This window comes from Lachnospira multipara ATCC 19207, assembly GCF_000424105.1.
Classification (GTDB): domain Bacteria; phylum Bacillota; class Clostridia; order Lachnospirales; family Lachnospiraceae; genus Lachnospira; species Lachnospira multipara.
The window spans coordinates 42,312-59,301 of the sequence record NZ_AUJG01000014.1 but is presented as its reverse complement, the minus strand read 5'-3'; the positions used below and the strand labels follow the sequence as shown (position 1 = coordinate 59,301).

General features: G+C 36.7%; 15 protein-coding genes and 2 tRNA genes. 11 read left to right on the top strand and 6 right to left on the bottom strand.

All coding sequences use genetic code 11. From position 1 onward, the window contains the following. Entirely contained in the window at positions 1–918 is a 918-nt protein-coding gene (locus tag G600_RS0110415) for a YitT family protein (RefSeq protein WP_081669472.1), read from the bottom strand. 212 nt (positions 919–1,130) lie between these two features. Between G600_RS0110415 and trpS the strand changes: the two genes are divergently transcribed. Together trpS and G600_RS0110405 are read left to right on the top strand one after the other, a co-directional pair. Next, positions 1,131–2,135 carry a tryptophan--tRNA ligase gene (trpS, locus tag G600_RS0110410; protein ID WP_027431883.1) on the top strand — a complete coding sequence of 335 codons (1,005 nt, stop codon included), beginning with the start codon at positions 1,131–1,133 and terminating at the stop codon, positions 2,133–2,135. A 128-nt stretch (positions 2,136–2,263) separates the two neighbouring features. Continuing rightward, positions 2,264–2,698, top strand: a complete 435-nt coding sequence (locus G600_RS0110405; RefSeq protein ID WP_027431882.1) for a GatB/YqeY domain-containing protein — start codon at positions 2,264–2,266, stop codon at positions 2,696–2,698. 122 nt (positions 2,699–2,820) lie between these two features. On the opposite strand, the gene G600_RS0110400 is transcribed toward G600_RS0110405, so the two are convergent. Then, positions 2,821–3,390: a chromate transporter gene (locus G600_RS0110400; RefSeq protein ID WP_027431881.1), complete on the bottom strand. Its 570-nt coding sequence runs from the start codon at positions 3,388–3,390 to the stop codon at positions 2,821–2,823. Then, the gene (locus G600_RS0110395) at positions 3,387–3,956 is read right to left on the bottom strand and encodes a chromate transporter (protein WP_027431880.1); all 570 of its coding nucleotides are present in this window, start codon (positions 3,954–3,956) and stop codon (positions 3,387–3,389) included. The genes G600_RS0110400 and G600_RS0110395 overlap by 4 nt, the downstream gene beginning before the upstream one ends. Positions 3,957–4,531: 575 nt before the next feature. Here G600_RS0110395 and aspS point away from each other — a divergent pair. From aspS to gatB, 4 genes are all read left to right on the top strand, one after another. Continuing rightward, the gene (gene aspS / locus G600_RS0110390) at positions 4,532–6,277 is read left to right on the top strand and encodes an aspartate--tRNA ligase (protein WP_027431879.1); all 1,746 of its coding nucleotides are present in this window, start codon (positions 4,532–4,534) and stop codon (positions 6,275–6,277) included. A gap of 400 nt (positions 6,278–6,677) precedes the next feature. Further along, the gene (gene gatC / locus G600_RS0110385) at positions 6,678–6,974 is read left to right on the top strand and encodes an Asp-tRNA(Asn)/Glu-tRNA(Gln) amidotransferase subunit GatC (protein ID WP_027431878.1); all 297 of its coding nucleotides are present in this window, start codon (positions 6,678–6,680) and stop codon (positions 6,972–6,974) included. A gap of 374 nt (positions 6,975–7,348) precedes the next feature. Continuing rightward, complete coding sequence (gatA, locus tag G600_RS0110380) at positions 7,349–8,797, top strand: Asp-tRNA(Asn)/Glu-tRNA(Gln) amidotransferase subunit GatA (RefSeq protein WP_027431877.1); 1,449 nt, start codon at positions 7,349–7,351, stop codon at positions 8,795–8,797. Between the two features lie 17 nt (positions 8,798–8,814). Continuing rightward, positions 8,815–10,251 (top strand): Asp-tRNA(Asn)/Glu-tRNA(Gln) amidotransferase subunit GatB, encoded by a 1,437-nt coding sequence (gene gatB / locus G600_RS0110375; RefSeq protein WP_027431876.1) that lies wholly within the window; start codon positions 8,815–8,817, stop codon positions 10,249–10,251. Between the two features lie 165 nt (positions 10,252–10,416). Here gatB and G600_RS0110370 read toward each other — a convergent pair whose 3' ends face one another. After that, complete coding sequence (locus G600_RS0110370; RefSeq protein WP_034246271.1) at positions 10,417–10,794, bottom strand: PilZ domain-containing protein; 378 nt, start codon at positions 10,792–10,794, stop codon at positions 10,417–10,419. Between the two features lie 280 nt (positions 10,795–11,074). Here G600_RS0110370 and G600_RS0110365 point away from each other — a divergent pair, with 280 nt between their 5' ends. Then, positions 11,075–11,962 (top strand): phosphoribosylaminoimidazolesuccinocarboxamide synthase, encoded by an 888-nt coding sequence (locus G600_RS0110365; RefSeq protein ID WP_027431874.1) that lies wholly within the window; start codon positions 11,075–11,077, stop codon positions 11,960–11,962. A 69-nt stretch (positions 11,963–12,031) separates the two neighbouring features. Beyond that, the gene (purF, locus tag G600_RS0110360) at positions 12,032–13,474 is read left to right on the top strand and encodes an amidophosphoribosyltransferase (protein ID WP_027431873.1); all 1,443 of its coding nucleotides are present in this window, start codon (positions 12,032–12,034) and stop codon (positions 13,472–13,474) included. An 84-nt stretch (positions 13,475–13,558) separates the two neighbouring features. Here purF and G600_RS0110350 read toward each other — a convergent pair whose 3' ends face one another. Beyond that, complete coding sequence (locus G600_RS0110350) at positions 13,559–14,044, bottom strand: DUF2500 family protein (RefSeq protein ID WP_027431872.1); 486 nt, start codon at positions 14,042–14,044, stop codon at positions 13,559–13,561. Between the two features lie 259 nt (positions 14,045–14,303). On the opposite strand from G600_RS0110350, the gene purB reads away from it, so the two are divergent. Further along, positions 14,304–15,734 (top strand): adenylosuccinate lyase, encoded by a 1,431-nt coding sequence (purB, locus tag G600_RS0110345; RefSeq protein WP_027431871.1) that lies wholly within the window; start codon positions 14,304–14,306, stop codon positions 15,732–15,734. Positions 15,735–16,371: 637 nt separating this feature from the next. Here the strand turns inward: purB and G600_RS0110335 are convergent. Then, the gene (locus G600_RS0110335) at positions 16,372–16,590 is read right to left on the bottom strand and encodes a hypothetical protein (RefSeq protein WP_155885964.1); all 219 of its coding nucleotides are present in this window, start codon (positions 16,588–16,590) and stop codon (positions 16,372–16,374) included. Positions 16,591–16,748: 158 nt separating this feature from the next. On the opposite strand from G600_RS0110335, the gene G600_RS0110330 reads away from it, so the two are divergent. Next, a tRNA-Val gene (locus G600_RS0110330) sits at positions 16,749–16,821 on the top strand. A 35-nt stretch (positions 16,822–16,856) separates the two neighbouring features. Beyond that, positions 16,857–16,930, top strand: a tRNA-Met gene (locus tag G600_RS0110325). The last annotated feature ends 60 nt before the right edge of the window (positions 16,931–16,990 follow it).

Below are 16,990 nucleotides of genomic sequence, written 5' to 3'. Positions count from 1 at the left end.
TTAATACTCCTTTGGTCTGTAGAAACGGCCCTGCACCTGCTGGGTACGCATTACATTTACAAAAGCCTTAGGATCAGTGGTCTTAACGGCCTTTACCACATGAGAACTCTCCTGTGATGAAATTACGGAATAGACCACATTTCGCTCACAGTGCTCATAAGACCCCTCCCCTTCAAGAATAGTGGAGCTGTGACCGCTAATGGTAGCAATAGTTTCCACCACTTCTCTAGGTTTATTAGTGACAATAAAAAGGGTTGTCTCCTGATATTTTCTATAAAGGAGATGAAGCACCTGAGTTGATATAAACTGGAAAACAATGGAATACATGGCCTTGTCCCAACCAAAAAGGAAGCCAGCTATGGTAAGAATCACAGTGTTAAAGCCCAGAATTATATTAAAGGAATCTATCCCCTTTCTTTCTGATATGAAAATGCTAATAAAGTCGGTACCTCCGCTAGTGGCCCCGCTAAGTAAACATATACTTATGGCTACACCATTAATGATTCCACCAAAGACAACTAAAAGTAATATGTCATCAGTGATTTTAATGGCAGGAAGTAAATCTGTTAGCACACTAGTTACAATAATCATATACACAGATAGAATTGTAAAATGTTTACCGATGTATCTAAAGCCTATATAGACTGGAATTGCGTTTATAAGCAGGTTAATTATGGTGTAGGAAACCTTAATATTAAAAAAACGCCAAAAGATTTGCTGGATTAAAAGAGTTAATCCTGTAGCACCTCCTGGGAAGGTGTTGGCGTTGCGCACAAATATCTTAATATTAAGCGCCATAATTACAGCGGCAAAACTAATAAAGATAAAGTTGCGAATTCGTAGCTTTAAACTTATTGTATTGCCGTTTTTAGGATTTTTTAAACAAGTAGATGTGTTTTGATTTTTCTTAGTTAACATGTTATTTCCTCTTTTTATAAATTTGTAATAAAACGACAAAATAATAGAATTTATTCTCCTTTAATTATAACAAATCTAAGGGATAAAACGAATATATAAGGAATATAAATTTTCACTTTAATAAGTTAAAGAAGTGTGGTAAAATCGTATTCATGGTGTATAAAGATACATTTTCACACCAATAATAAGACTAAAAAATTAGGAGGAAAGTTATGGAAGAGAAGAAAAGAATGCTATCAGGCATCCAGCCAAGCGGCGACTTACATTTAGGTAATTATTTAGGAGCCATTAAGAATTGGTCAGACAGAGTTAACGACTATGACTGCTTCTATTTCATGGCTGATTTACATACAATTACGGTTCGTCAGAATCCCGCTGATTTAAGAAAAAGATCTATTAATCAGTTAGCACAGTATATTGCTTGTGGTTTGGACCCTGAACAGAATACATTGTTTTTACAATCTCACGTTCCAGAACATGCGCAGCTTGCTTGGGTACTTAATTGCTACACAATGTTTGGTGAACTATCAAGAATGACACAGTTTAAGGATAAGTCTAGTAAGCACAAGGACAATATCAATGCAGGTTTATTCACATACCCTGTACTTATGGCAGCAGATATCTTACTTTACCAGCCAGATTTTGTACCAGTTGGTGAAGATCAAAAGCAGCATGTAGAAATTTGTCGAGATATTGCCCAGAGATTTAATAGTATCTACGGTGATGTATTTAAGATACCAGAACCACTTATTGCTAAGACTGGTGCTAGAATCTATGGTCTTAATACACCAGGAGATAAGATGAGTAAGTCTAATCCAGATGGTTGTGTATTTATTATGGATGATCCGGATACAATTGCTCGTAAGTTTAAGAAGGCAATTACAGATTCAGATACTGAAAACTGTGTAAGATATGATAAGGTTAATAAGCCTGGTGTGGCTAACTTAATGAATATTTATTCAACAGTAACAGGTAAGACTTTTGAAGAAATCGAAAGAGAATTTGATGGTCTTGGTTACGGTAAGTTTAAGCCAGCTGTTGGTGAAGCTGTTATTGAACATCTCCGTCCTATTAGAGAAGAGTCAGAAAGACTTATTAAAGATAAGGCTTATTTAAATGACGTTTATATGCAGGGTGCCGAAAAAGCTGGCTATATTGCTATGAAGACACTTCGTAAGGTTTATAAGAAGGTTGGTTTCTACCAGCTTACAAAGTAATAGAGATACTTTATTAATTTTATAATGATAGAAATTACAGGTTAGCTATTCAGATAATGAATAGCTAATTTTGTAACTCCTATAGATAAATAGAAATGAATTCTATATAGAATAAGGAGGATTTTAAAATGACATTAGAAAAATTACAAAAAGATATGATTGCAGCTATGAAGGCTCATGAAAAGGATAGAAAGGAAGCTATTTCATCTTTAATTGGTGCAGTTAAGAAGTATGCAATTGATAACGGCAGCAGAGACAACATCACAGAAGATATTGTTGATCAGGTGGTTTTAAAGGAATTAAAGACTGCTAAGGAACAGGTTGATTCTTGTCCAGCTGATAGAACAGATCTTTTAGAGGAATACAAGTTAAGATATGATATTATCGCTGAGTATGCCCCTAAGATGATGTCTGAAGAAGAAATCGTTGCCTTACTTGAGAAGGACTTTGCAGAAGTACTTGCAACTAAGAACAAGGGTCAGATTATGAAGTCAGTAATGCCAGCACTTAAGGGTAAGGCTGATGGAAAGCTAATCAACCAGATTGTAGCAAGATATTGCTAATTAATATAATATTCTAGTAAAGTAAAGAGCTATCTCCTAATTGAATTGGAGATAGCTCTTTTTATCTATTCATAATATTAATGGGAAAGTGCAAGAGTTACGAGCGAGTCTTGACATTGGAATTATAGACTAGAAGTTGCAAATTGTACTATAAGTTCTGCTACGCCACAGCCCACCATTACAAGAATAGGATCGGTTTTATATTTTTGTAGTACGAAGAAGGCAACTAAAAACAACACAAAGGCTCTAATATTTACATCTGTTGCTATATTTGCAAAGCCACTTGGAACTACTGTTGGAACTAAGATGGTTAAACCTGCGGTAGTAATCATAGCAATTACTGCAGGGGCAAGGGCTGATAAAACTTCTTGAAGAGGCTTTAGGTTCTTGTATTTAACATATAACCATGCAAGTAAGGTTACAAAGATGCAAGATGGCAAAATAACCCCTATGGTAGCAACAATAGCCCCTAATATTCCTGCAACTTGATTTCCTACAAAGGTAGCTGAATTAACAGCAATTGGACCTGGCGTCATTTGAGAAATGGTAACTAAATCAGAGAAATCACTAGTGCTTAGCCAACCGTATTTATCAATAACCTGATTTTGAATTAGAGGCATTGCAGCATATCCTCCGCCAAAACTAAAGGCACCAATTTGTAAAAAGGCAAGAAATAATTGAAGATAAATCATTTTAAGACCTCCCTTTCTTTTCTAGCTTTAATAAAGGCTTTAATAAGTCCGTAGACAATCACAATAAGAATAATAAATATTGCATTTACATTAAAATAGTAATTAGCTATAAAGCTTGCAATAAGGATTATTATTTTACTAATGTCCTTTTCTTTCATAACATTTTTGGTCATATCATATACCACTGAAATAATAACCGCACTAACACCGGAGCGCATGCCAAGAAGTAGGGCCTTAATTACGGAATTATTTTTAAAGGCGGTGTAGCAAGCAGAAATAAGCGATAAAATAATAAAGGGTGGAATAATTGCTCCAAGAACAGCGCAGATAATTCCTGGAATACCGCAGATTTTGTAGCCTACAACAATAGAGCCATTAACTGCAATAGCTCCTGGAGAGGACTGTGCAATTGCCACTAAATCTAACATTTCTTTTTCATCTATCCAATGTAATTCATCAACAAATTTTTTCTTAAGCAATGTAACAATTACATATCCTCCACCAAAGGTAAAGCTGCTAAGATAAAGAGTTGAAAAAAAGATTTTTCTTAGTTTTTTTGTGTTCATAATAGCCTCCTAAATTTATGCTAATATTGTATACCTTGTGGGAAAATTGGTAAAACAAAAAACTTGAATTCTACAATTAATTATGTTACACTTTCAAAGTTAATATCTGTTAGTTTTAATAGTTATTGATTAAATTTAATAGATGCGAAAGCATCAGTTAAAGACTATGAAGGAGACTTCTTTTCATGGAATCTGACAGGAAAGTGGCGTCATCGACTGAAAGCGCACGCAGTGAATTGCTAAGAGGAACACTCTGGAGTTGAATATCTGAAAGTTAGAAGAAATTAGAAAGTTAATTCTATATTATTTTAAGCGTAGGATATTACGTTACACGCGTTAAGTGTTAATGAGGAGTAAGAGCTTGATAAACTTATTTTGTCGCTTTTATTCAAATGCGGGTGGTACCGCGGATTATTAGATAATTCGCCCCGGAAGTTAAGAGACTTCCGGGGCTTTTTTATTAAATTTAGCTTTAATAAATAGTCAGACTAGGATTTAGCCTAGTGTCTTCCGGAAGAAGCACATTTGCATAAGAATGTTTTAAAGGCCTTTAGGCTTAGAAGAAAGGAGAAATTATGAGTAACATTTACAGAGACGTTAACCTCTCTCAGGTTAGTGAATCAGACATTGGAAAAGAATTAAAGGTTTCAGGATGGGTTGAGAACATCCGTGACCACGGTGGAGTTTCATTCATTGATTTAAGAGATATGTATGGTGTACTTCAGGTAGTACTTAGAGATACAGCTCTTTTAGAGGGAATCCACAAGGAAGAATGTATTTGTATCGAAGGTATCATGGAGAAGAGAGATGAGGAGACATACAATCCAAAGCTTCCTACAGGTACAATCGAACTTGAAGCTAAGAAGATTACAATCCTTGGTAAGGTTTATCAGCAGCTTCCATTTGAAGTTATGACATCTAAGGAAGTTAGAGAAGATGTAAGACTTAAGTATAGATACTTAGACCTTCGTAATGAAAAGGTTAAGGATAACATTTTATTTAGATCACAGGTAATTTCATTCCTTCGTTCTAAGATGACAGAGATGGGATTTGTTGATATTCAGACACCAATCCTTTGCGCTTCATCTCCAGAAGGTGCTAGAGATTACATTGTTCCATCAAGAAAATATAAGGGTAAGTTCTATGCATTACCACAGGCTCCACAGCAGTATAAGCAGTTACTTATGGTATCTGGTATTGATAAGTATTTCCAGATTGCTCCATGTTTCCGTGATGAAGATGCAAGAGCTGACCGTTCACCAGGAGAATTCTATCAGTTAGACTTCGAAATGAGTTTTGCTACTCAGGAAGATGTATTTAGAGTTGGTGAAGAAGTATTATCAGCAACATTTGAAAAATTTGCTCCAGAAGGTTATACAGTAACACAGGCTCCATACCCTGTAATTAGCTATAAGCAGGCTATGCTTGAATTTGGTTCAGATAAGCCAGATTTAAGAAACCCTCTTAGAATTATTGATGTAACAGACTTCTTCCAGAAGTGTACATTTAAGCCATTTATTGGTAAGACTGTAAGAGCTATTAAGGTTCATGCAGATATGTCTAAGGGCTTCCATGAAAAGCTACTTAAGTTCGCTACAAGCATTGGTATGGGCGGTCTTGGTTACTTAGAAGTTAAGGAAGATTTATCATACAAGGGACCAATTGATAAGTTCATCCCAGATGAATTAAAGAAGGAATTCCTTACACTTGCTGGTCTTGAAGCTGGCGATACAATCTTCTTTATGGCTGATAAGGAAGAGAAGGCTGCATTCTTTGCTGGACAGATCAGAAACGAATTAGGTGAGAAGTTAGACTTAATTGAGAAAAATGCATACAGATTCTGTTATGTTAACGACTTCCCTATGTTTGAAAGAGATCCAGAAACTAAGAAGATTGGCTTTACACATAACCCATTCTCTATGCCACAGGGCGGCTTAGAGGCTCTTAAGACTATGGACCCACTTGATATCTTAGCTTACCAGTATGATATCGTTTGTAACGGTATCGAGCTTTCTTCAGGTGCTGTACGTAACCACGATATGGAAATCATGGTTAAGGCATTTGAAATCGCTGGCTATGATGAAGAAGTATTAAAGGCTAAGTTCGGAGCCCTCTACAACGCATTCCAGTTTGGTGCACCTCCACACGCAGGTATGGCACCTGGTGTTGATAGAATGATTATGTTACTTCGTAATGAAGAAAATATCCGTGAAGTTATCGCCTTCCCTATGAGTGGTACAGCTCAGGATCTAATGTGCGGTGCTCCAAATGAAGTAACAGAGCAGCAGTTACGTGAGGTACATATTAAGGTTAGAGATTAGAGGGAGCAAACGGGAGGGGAGCAAATGAAGCCAGTCTTTTAAAAGACACGCTCTCGCTAAGCTAACCACGTAGCGCTAGATAAGATTTTTCTTCGCCTTTCAGGCTTGAAAACTCTAACTAGCGACGCGGTTAGAATTGTCTTTTAGAAAGACTACTTCATTTGCTCAAAACCCCCGATATGCTTTTTAATCCCGTAGGGCTAGGGGTGCCGAGCCTCTATGTTAGTGCTGCCGAAAGGATGTGAGAAGTCGGAGGACTTTGAACTAACGGACGCCAAAAGCGCTTCGCTGTTTGGCTGAATATGCTAGCTTAGATGGGATATGGCATTGCTTTTGATATGATATATTGGGGAGGTGTGCTTCCCTTAGTTGATTTAGATTTTGAAAGGAGGAACTTTTTATGGCTAATGTTATTAGTGATGAGACTATTGATTACGTTGGTATCTTAGCTAAGCTTGAGCTTTCTGATGAAGAGAAGGAAGCTGCTAAGAAGGATATGGCAGATATGCTTGATTACATTGATAAACTTGGTGAACTTGATACTACTGGTATTGAGCCTATGTCGCATGTATTCCCGGTTAACAATGTAATGAGAGAAGATGTTGTAACTAATGGTGATGGTAGCGAAGATACTTTAAAGAACGCTCCAGAACATAATGAGTCAGGATTTATAGTTCCTAAGACCGTTGAATCATAAAATATAAAGTGAAACGAGAAGTTTGAAAGCAAGATAAAAACTAGGGTTGAAGAAACTTTAATTTTAATGGTAAAAAACATCACCTCATGGCTTTGTTTCCAAATCTACCTATAGTTTTTACTTGCTTGAAAGTTTTTTTGTTAAGGGATGCGTGAAGTCTCGGGGATGTGGCCTGCAGAGGTCTCTATCCTTTGTAAAAACTGTCCTGTAGCCGTCGCTAGTTATTTTCTTAGAGCGTAAGCGATAAAGAAAATTTACTAGCGCTACGAGCTACAGCAAGCGAAAGCGTGTTTTTTAAGAAGGAATAGAGACGACGCAGGCGCCCACCGTTTCGCACGCAAGCTTAACAAACATTGTTTCAAGAAAGGAAGATTATGGATTTACTTAATTTAACAGCGCATGAACTCTCAGCTGCTATTAAGTCTGGTGAAACTACAGCTACTGAAGCTATGGAAGCTGTTCTTAAGCAGATTGAAAGTTCTGAATCTGAAATTAATGCGTATGTTACAGTAGATAAAGAAGCTGCCCTAGCTAAGGCTAAAAAGGCAGATGAAGACATTAAGTCTGGTAAGCTTACAGGTCCTTTAGCTGGTGTTCCTGTTGCTATTAAGGATAACATGTGTACTAAGGATATGCTTACAACATGTTCATCTAAGATTTTATCAAATTTTGTTCCTACTTTTTCTTCTGAAGCTGTAATTAAGCTAGAAGAAGCTGGAGCTGTTGTTATTGGTAAGACTAACATGGATGAGTTTGCTATGGGTTCTACAACAGAAACTTCATTCTATGGTGCTACTAAGAATCCTAGAAATACAGAACATGTACCTGGTGGTTCATCAGGCGGTTCGGCTGCAGCAGTTGCGGCAAATGAAGCATTTGCAGCTCTTGGTTCAGATACAGGTGGATCAATTAGACAGCCAGCTGGTTATTGTGGTGTAGTTGGTTTAAAGCCAACATACGGAACAGTATCTAGATATGGTCTTATTGCTTACGGTTCATCTCTTGATCAGATTGGCCCTTTAACTAAGGATGTTACAGACTGTGCCTTAATTCTTGATGCTATTGCAGGTAAGGATAATAAGGACTCAACATCTATTGGCCGTGAAAAATATAACTTTGCAGACAGCTTAGTTGATGATGTTAAGGGTATGAAGATTGGTATTCCAAGAGATTATTTTGGAGAAGGTCTTGATCCAGAAGTTAAAGAAGCAGTTCTTAAGGCAGCTAAGGTATTAGAAGAAAAGGGTGCTATTGTTGAAGAGTTTGATTTAAGTCTTGTAGACTATGCAATTCCTACTTACTATACAATTGCTGCAGCAGAAGCATCATCTAACTTAGAGAGATTTGATGGCGTTAAGTATGGTCATAGAGCAGCAGAATACGATGGACTTCATAATATGTATAAAAAGACTCGTTCTGAAGGCTTTGGACCAGAAGTTAAGAGAAGAATCATGCTTGGTTCTTTCGTACTTAGCTCAGGTTACTATGACGCATATTATTTAAAGGCTTTAAGAGTTAAGGCTCTTATTAAGAAGGCTTTTGATGAAGCATTTGCAAAATACGATGTAATCCTTGGACCTGTTGCTCCAACAACAGCACCAAAGCTTGGTTCATCACTTGCAGATCCTATTAAAATGTATTTATCTGATATTTATACAATTTCAGTAAACTTAGCTTCTCTTCCTGGTATTTCACTTCCATGTGGTAAGGCAAGCAACGGTCTTCCAATTGGTTTACAGTTAATTGGTGATTGCTACAGAGAAGACAATATTATTCGTGCTGCTTACGCTTATGAATGCGCAAGAGGCGAAATAAAATTTTAGAAAGGAAGGGTGTATAAATGAAAGAATACGAGACAGTCATTGGTTTGGAAGTCCATGTTGAACTTGCAACTAAAACTAAGATTTTCTGTGGTTGTTCTACTGAATTTGGTGGAGCACCTAATACACATACTTGTCCAGTTTGTACAGGTATGCCAGGTTCCCTTCCTGTTTTAAACAAGAAGGTAGTTGAATACGCAACAGCAGTTGGCCTTGCTACTAATTGTGATATTACAAGAGATTGTAAATTTGATAGAAAGAATTATTTCTACCCTGATAATCCACAGAATTACCAGATTTCTCAGTTATATTTACCAATCTGTAGAAATGGTCATGTGGACATTAAATTAGAAGATGGTTCTACTAAGGAAATCAGAATCCATGAAATTCATATGGAAGAGGATGCTGGTAAGCTTATTCATGATGAATGGGAGGATGTATCATTTGTTGATTACAACAGATCTGGTGTACCTCTTATTGAAATCGTATCAGAGCCTGATATGCGTTCAGCTAAGGAAGTTGTTGCATATCTTACAAAGCTTCGTAACACAATTCAGTATCTTGGCGCTTCAGATTGTAAGCTCCAGGAAGGTTCTATGAGAGCCGATGTTAACCTTTCAGTACGTGAAAAGGGAGCAACTGAATTTGGTACAAGAACTGAGATGAAGAACTTAAATTCATTCTCTGCTATTGAAAGAGCTATTGAAAATGAGCGCGCTCGTCAGATTGACTTAATTGAGTCAGGAGAAGGAGTAACTCAGGAAACAAGACGTTGGAATGATGATAAGGAATATTCATATGCTATGCGTTCTAAAGAAGATGCACAGGATTACAGATACTTCCCAGATCCAGACCTTGTTCCAATTCATATCACAGAAGAATTCTTAGATGAAATTAAGGCAAAACAGCCAGAATTTAAGGATGCTAAGATGTTAAGATACAAGGAAGAATTTGGTCTTCCAGATTACGATATTGAACAGATTACTGATTCTAAGAAGTTAGCTGATATCTTTGAGGCTACAGTGGCTATTTGCAACAATCCTAAGAAGGTTTCTAACTGGTTAATCGCAGAAACAATGCGTATCTTAAAGGAACGTCAGTTAGACCCTGTAGATATTAAGTTTAAGCCAGAGGCACTTGCTAGAATTATCGAACTTACAGATAAGAACGAAATTAATAGTAATGCTGCTAAGGAAGTCTTTGAGGCTATCTTTGATGGTGAGGTTGATCCAGACGATTACGTTAAGGAACACGGACTTAAGCAGGTTAATGATGAGGGAGCACTTCGTGCAACAGTTGAGCAGGTAATTGCAAACAACCCTCAGTCAGTAGCTGATTACAAGGGTGGTAAGGAAAAGGCTATTGGTTTCTTGGTTGGTCAGACTATGAAGGCAATGCAGGGAAAGGCTAACCCAGGTATGGTAACACAGTTACTTAAGGAATTACTTAATAACTAATTTGTTTATTGTTATAAAAATATATCGCGCTATGCAATTTTGAACGTAGCGTAAGACCCCCCACTTCAAAAGCGTAAGCTTTAAGCGGGGGGTTCTTTTTTGATGTGTTAAAATGTGCATAAAAAATCCCTGTTTATAAAAACAGGGATCAATTATAATTAGATTTTAATTTGTAGCATTTTCTGCATCAATCTCGTCTTCATATTCTTCAAAAATATAATTAAGGATTGATGACATACCAACAAATTCACATCCGTAAGAATACTTATCTGAATCTTCTAATTGCTGACATCTAATAATTTTTACTACGCAATATAAAACGTCTTCTTCTTCGCCAAGTCTAAGGGCAGCATTGAAATAAAATCCTATTGGGAAAACGCTCTTTGATTCAAAGCCAATGCCGCTTTTTGAGATATTAATAACTCGGATTGGTGAATCAACATTCTGAATCATAACATTGTTCTGCTTAAAAAGAGTGGATACGTTAAGCTTTAAATCGGCTTTCACTCTTCTGTGGCGTCTCTTCTCGATTCCGTCGTTCATAAGAAATCCTCCAATATTTATTAGGGTTTTGACTTATGCAAATACAGGCTCCCCTTAAAGCCTTCCAAACTAGTTTAACTACTTTTATGATACACTTTCACCCTTTCTTTTGCAAGCAAGTGACTATTGATTTTAAATCTAGGCTGTTATATAATTTTTCACGGATTGCCTCTTTATCTAAGATGGCAACAATCTCGTCTAAACCTATAGGCGAGGCCTAATATCTAGACTATTCGGCTTAAGTAGTCTATATATTATTAATATTATTTATAAGAAAAGGATGGGCACATTGATGGAGAAGTTAAAGTTACTCTATGAAGGAAAAGTAAGAGAAGTTTATGACAATGGAGATTCGCTAATTATAGCGGCGACAGATAGAATATCGGCATTTGATCATATTTTAAAGAATAAGGTTACAGATAAGGGTGCTATCCTTACTCAAATGTCAAAGTTCTGGTTTAATTTAACACAGGATGTTATTGCTAATCACATGATTACTACAGATGTTAAGGAAATGCCAGAGCAGTTCCAGAATGAGGATTATGTTGGAAGAACAATGAAGGTTAAGAAATTAACTATGTTACCAGTTGAGTGTATCGTTAGAGGATATATCACAGGTAGCGGTTGGTCTAGTTATAAAGAAAATGGTACAGTTTGTGGTATTAAGTTACCAGAAGGTCTTAAGGAGTCAGAGAAATTACCTGAACCTATCTATACACCATCTACAAAGGCAGAGATTGGTGATCACGATGAGAATATTTCATTTGAAAAGAGTATTGAAGTTATCGAAAAAGCATTCCCAGGTCATGGAGAAGAATACGCAACAAAGATTAAGGACGCAACAATTGCAATTTATAAGAAGTGTGCAGAATATGCTTTAACAAAGGGCATTATTATTGCTGATACAAAGTTTGAATTTGGTTTAGATTCAGAAGGAAATGTTGTTATTGGTGATGAAATGCTTACACCAGATAGCTCAAGATTCTGGCCATTAGAAGGTTACGAAGCTGGAAAGAGCCAGCCATCATTTGATAAGCAGTTTGTTAGAGATTGGTTAAAGGCTAATCCAGATAGCGACTACCTTCTTCCAGAGGACGTAATTACTAAGACAGTAGACAAGTACAAGGAAGCTTATCTTATGTTAACAGGAGAAGAATTCTCTAAGTAGATCGATCAAATCGGAGGAATTATGACATTTTGTAAAAATAAATGTGCAGATTGTAAGAGTGTCTGTAAAATGAATGAAGAACTCCTAAATCGTGAAGACGATTTTGAGGGAGATATCATCCATGATGAATGTGGTGTTTTTGGAGCTTATGACTTTGATGGACACGACGTTTCATCAACTATTTACTATGGTCTTTTTGCCTTACAGCATAGAGGACAGGAAAGTGCCGGTATTGCGGTAGGCGATACTAACGGCCCTAAGGGTGTCAAGTGTTACAAGGATATGGGCTTAGTTAATGAAGTTTTTAATAGTGAAAATCTTTCAAAATTAAACGGCGATATTGGTGTTGGACACGTACGTTATTCTACAGCAGGTAGTTCTGTTCGTGAAAATGCACAGCCTCTTGTAATTAACTACGTAAAGGGAACTCTAGGTATGGCACATAATGGTAACCTTCTTAATGCAGTTGAGTTAAGAGAAGAATTATCTTATACAGGTGCTATTTTCCAGACTACTATTGATTCAGAAGTTATTGCATATTTAATCGCAAGAGAGAGATTATATGCTCCAACTGTTGAATTATCAGTAAGAAATGCTATGAGAAGGATTAAGGGAGCTTATTCTTTAGTAGTAATGAGTCCTAAGAAGCTTATTGGCGCAAGAGATCCATTTGGCTTTAAGCCACTTTGTATTGGTAAGAGAGATAATACATATTTCTTATCTTCAGAGACTTGTGCTCTTGATACAGTAGGCGCTGAATTTGTAAGAGATGTTGAACCTGGTGAAGTTGTAACAATTACACCAGAAGGCATTTTTAGTGATAAGAGTCTTTGCCAGGAAAAGCATGCTAGATGCATTTTCGAATACATTTACTTTGCAAGACCTGATAGCAAGATTGATGGTATGGGCGTTTATGAGTCTAGAATTATTGCAGGTAAGATTTTAGCTCAGACACATCCTGTGGAAGCAGACTTAGTTGTTGGTGTTCCAGAATCTGGTAATCCAGCAGCACTTGGCTACTCAATAGAATCAGGTATTCCATATGGTAATGCCTTTATAAAAAATAACTACGTCGGTAGAACCTTTATCAAGCCTAAGCAGGGAGAACGTGAGTCTTCTGTTAAGGTTAAGTTAAATGTGCTTAAAGAGGCAGTTGCCGGCAAGAGAGTTGTCATGATTGATGATTCCATCGTTCGTGGTACAACTTCTGCTAGAATCGTAAATTTACTTAAGGCAGCAGGTGCTAAGGAAGTTCATGTGCGTATTAGTTCGCCAGCTTTCCTTCACCCATGTTACTTTGGTACTGATATTCCTTCAGAGGACCAGCTTATTGCATCAGGTCACTCAGTTGAGGAAATTTGCAAGATGATTGGAGCTGACTCACTTGGTTACTTAGACGTTACAAGACTTTCTGAGATGATCGGTGGCAAGACAGACATCTGCGATGCCTGCTTTACAGGAAATTATCCTATTGAACCTCCAAAGATTGATATAAGAGGCGAAATGGGCTAATAAGTTAATGTTATATAATAATAAGCTAGGACTTGGAATAGACCAAGCCCTAGCTTTTTATAATGGAATATTTTATGAAACTATCTATTGAATTGTGTTGTGTTTTCCTTCTTTGTTTTCGTAACTTATAAATTTATCACCTTTGTAGGTTAGAATTCCTGTATCTTTTTCATGGAATTTTTCAAACATAAACTTAGGTACTTCTAAGGTTACGTATTTATTTTTAGCATTGTAAAATGTAACATAACATCCTAAGGTTTTCTCTACGTAATCAGAGCCTAATTCTTTTGCTAAATGACGTCTGATTCCTGGCTTGTTATTAATAATGGAACGTTTAGGCATGTCCCCTTTAAATACACTTGATATTGTCACTGTATCAGTAACCTGTTTTGCTAAAAAAGTATTAAAGATGTCTTTTAATAATAATCTAAAAAGGAAGGCAAGGAATATAATCCAAAGGACTATACCAACGATGTAGAGCCACTTTGGAAAATCATTTCCGGGATCTAAGCTAGTATCATAAAATGTCCCTTGAAATCCCTGCTGCACTGATAAGAGTACATATATCATAGATATCCCTCCTTGATATTATTATATCTGATTTAAATATAGCATAAATGTACAATCTTGACAAGTTATAAACAAATAAATTTAAGCTTTCCTTTTGCTTGCACCCATAAAATTGCTATGCTATACTTTTAAGCGTTTGAGTGCAATCGGGCTTTTTGAATGATTGAAGCCTTTAAAAATTGCACTTAATATGTTCATTTATTAATTTTTTAGCTTAGATTAATTAAATGAAAAAAATAAGGAAGGCGGATTTATAACAATGAATGACGTTTATCAGACACCACTAGCTCAAAGATATGCAAGTAAGGAAATGCAGTACATTTTCTCACCAGACATGAAATTTAAGACTTGGAGAAGATTGTGGATTGCACTTGCAGAAACAGAGAAAGAGTTAGGACTTGATATAACAGATGAGCAGATTGAGGAATTAAAGGCTCATAAGGATGATATCAACTATGAGGATGCAAGAAAGCGTGAAAAGGAAGTAAGACATGATGTTATGTCTCATGTTTATGCTTACGGTTTACAGTGTCCTAAGGCAAAGGGAATTATTCACTTAGGAGCAACATCTTGCTACGTTGGAGATAATACAGACATTATTATTATGACAGAAGGTCTTAAGCTTGTAAGAAAGAAGCTTATCAATGTCATTTCTGAATTAGCTAAATTCGCAGAGGAGTATAAGGCACAGCCTACTCTTGCATTTACACATTTTCAGCCAGCTCAGCCAACAACAGTAGGTAAGAGAGCTACTTTATGGATGAATGAGTTTGTAATGGATCTTGAAGATTTAGATTATATTCTTTCAACAATGAAGTTACTTGGTTGTAAGGGTACAACAGGTACACAGGCTTCATTTTTAGAATTATTCAATGGTGATCATGACAAGATTCGTATGATAGATAAGAAGATTGCTGATAAGATGGGCTTTGACGCTTGTGTTCCAGTTTCAGGTCAGACTTACTCTCGTAAGGTTGATACAAGAGTACTTAACGTACTTGCAGGAATTGCTGCTTCAGCACACAAGATGTCTAACGATATCAGATTATTACAGCATTTAAAGGAAGTTGAAGAACCATTTGAAAAGAGCCAGATAGGTTCATCAGCTATGGCTTATAAGAGAAATCCTATGAGAAGTGAAAGAATTGCTTCTTTAGCAGATTTCGTTATTGCTGATGCACTTAACCCAGCTATCGTTTCATCAACACAGTGGTTTGAAAGAACTCTTGATGATTCAGCTAATAAGAGAATGTCAGTACCAGAAGGCTTCTTAGCAGTAGATGGTATTCTTGACTTACTTCTTAATGTTACAGATGGTCTTAAGGTTTATGATAAGGTTATTCTTCGTCACTTCATGGCAGAATTACCATTCATGGCTACAGAGAACATCATGATGGATGCTGTTAAGGCTGGTGAAGATAGACAGGTTATGCATGAGAAGATCAGAGAATTATCAATGATCGCAGGTAGAAGAGTTAAGGAAGAAGGTCTTGATAATAACCTTCTTGAACTCATTGCAGCAGAACCATCATTCCATGTAACAATGGAAGAACTCCAGGCTAAGATGGAACCTATCAACTACGTAGGTCGCTCAAGAGAACAGGTAGATGAGTACTTATCAGAAGTAATCAAGCCAATTCTTGATGAGAATAAAGAATTACTCGGCATGACAGCTGAGATTAATGTTTAATAGCTGGATTTGCTGCGCAAAGCCAGCGCCCGTATCGCGTTTACGCGATACAAGGCATGAAGAAAAGTATGGTGGGACGTGGGCCAAGGCCCATCCACCCTTTAAAAGAGGCGTTTTACGCCTCTTTTTTAATACCTTTTTCACCTTTCCAGTCTTTCTCCAACTTGCTTCTTTAAAACTAGGAGGTTTTGTCAAAGTTACTTTCAATAATAAAACTAGATACCATCACCGAGAAATTTTCTTTGATTTGATGGAGAATTATTATAATTTTATCGCTATAGCCTACAGGTAACACAGAGAAATTTCTTATTTGCTTGCAAAGTGATAGTTCAGTGTTTTTAATAGTTACAGGTAAATAAAAGATTTCTTGGAATTGCATGTAGGTTATAAAGTAAGGCTTACATACTGATGCGGTTAATTCTTGCTTTCTTTGTTATTGCCTGTAGGGTATTAAGGGATAGGAAGAAATCTCTTTATCACGTTAATATACGAATTACGGGTAAATAGAGAAAAAAGCAAGTTTGAATGTAATAGTTAATGAAACTTAACTAGCTCAATTCATTCAATATAGGAAAAATCTTGATTTGATGGTATGACCCGCCGAATTACAATAGTTTCTAGGAAAGATAAAAAACCACTAATACATCAAATCTAGAAAAAGTAAGATTTGATGGTAAAATCCCGGCCCATAATAAGCTGTAATAGCAACCGCACCTGGGCAAGAAGATGAAGTAGAAAATCCCGGCCCATAATAAGCTGTAATAGCAACCGCACCTGGGTAAGAAGATGAAGTAGAAAATCCCGGTCCATAACAAGCCAGAATAGCAACACCCCATAACTTCAATCCTATCCCCATACTTTATACACTATAGAAATCAAAAACAACTATATATCCTACACTATTGATAAACACTGACTTTTTTCAAAAAAAATTACAAAAAATGCTTGACAGAAAAGAGCTAATTGTTATATACTAACCAAGTCGCAAGTGCTTAGCACTTCGGCGATAAGCTTGGGGTCTTAGCTCAGCTGGGAGAGCATCTGCCTTACAAGCAGAGGGTCACAGGTTCGAGCCCTGTAGGCCCCACTACCATTCCAAGTAGAAGCTTATCAATATAATATGGCGAGATAGCTCAGTTGGCTAGAGCACACGGTTCATACCCGTGGTGTCGTGGGTTCAAATCCCTCTCTCGCTACTAAAGTTAGCAGGTCGAAAGACCTGCTTTTTTATTACTCTGATATCATCAATTTCAACC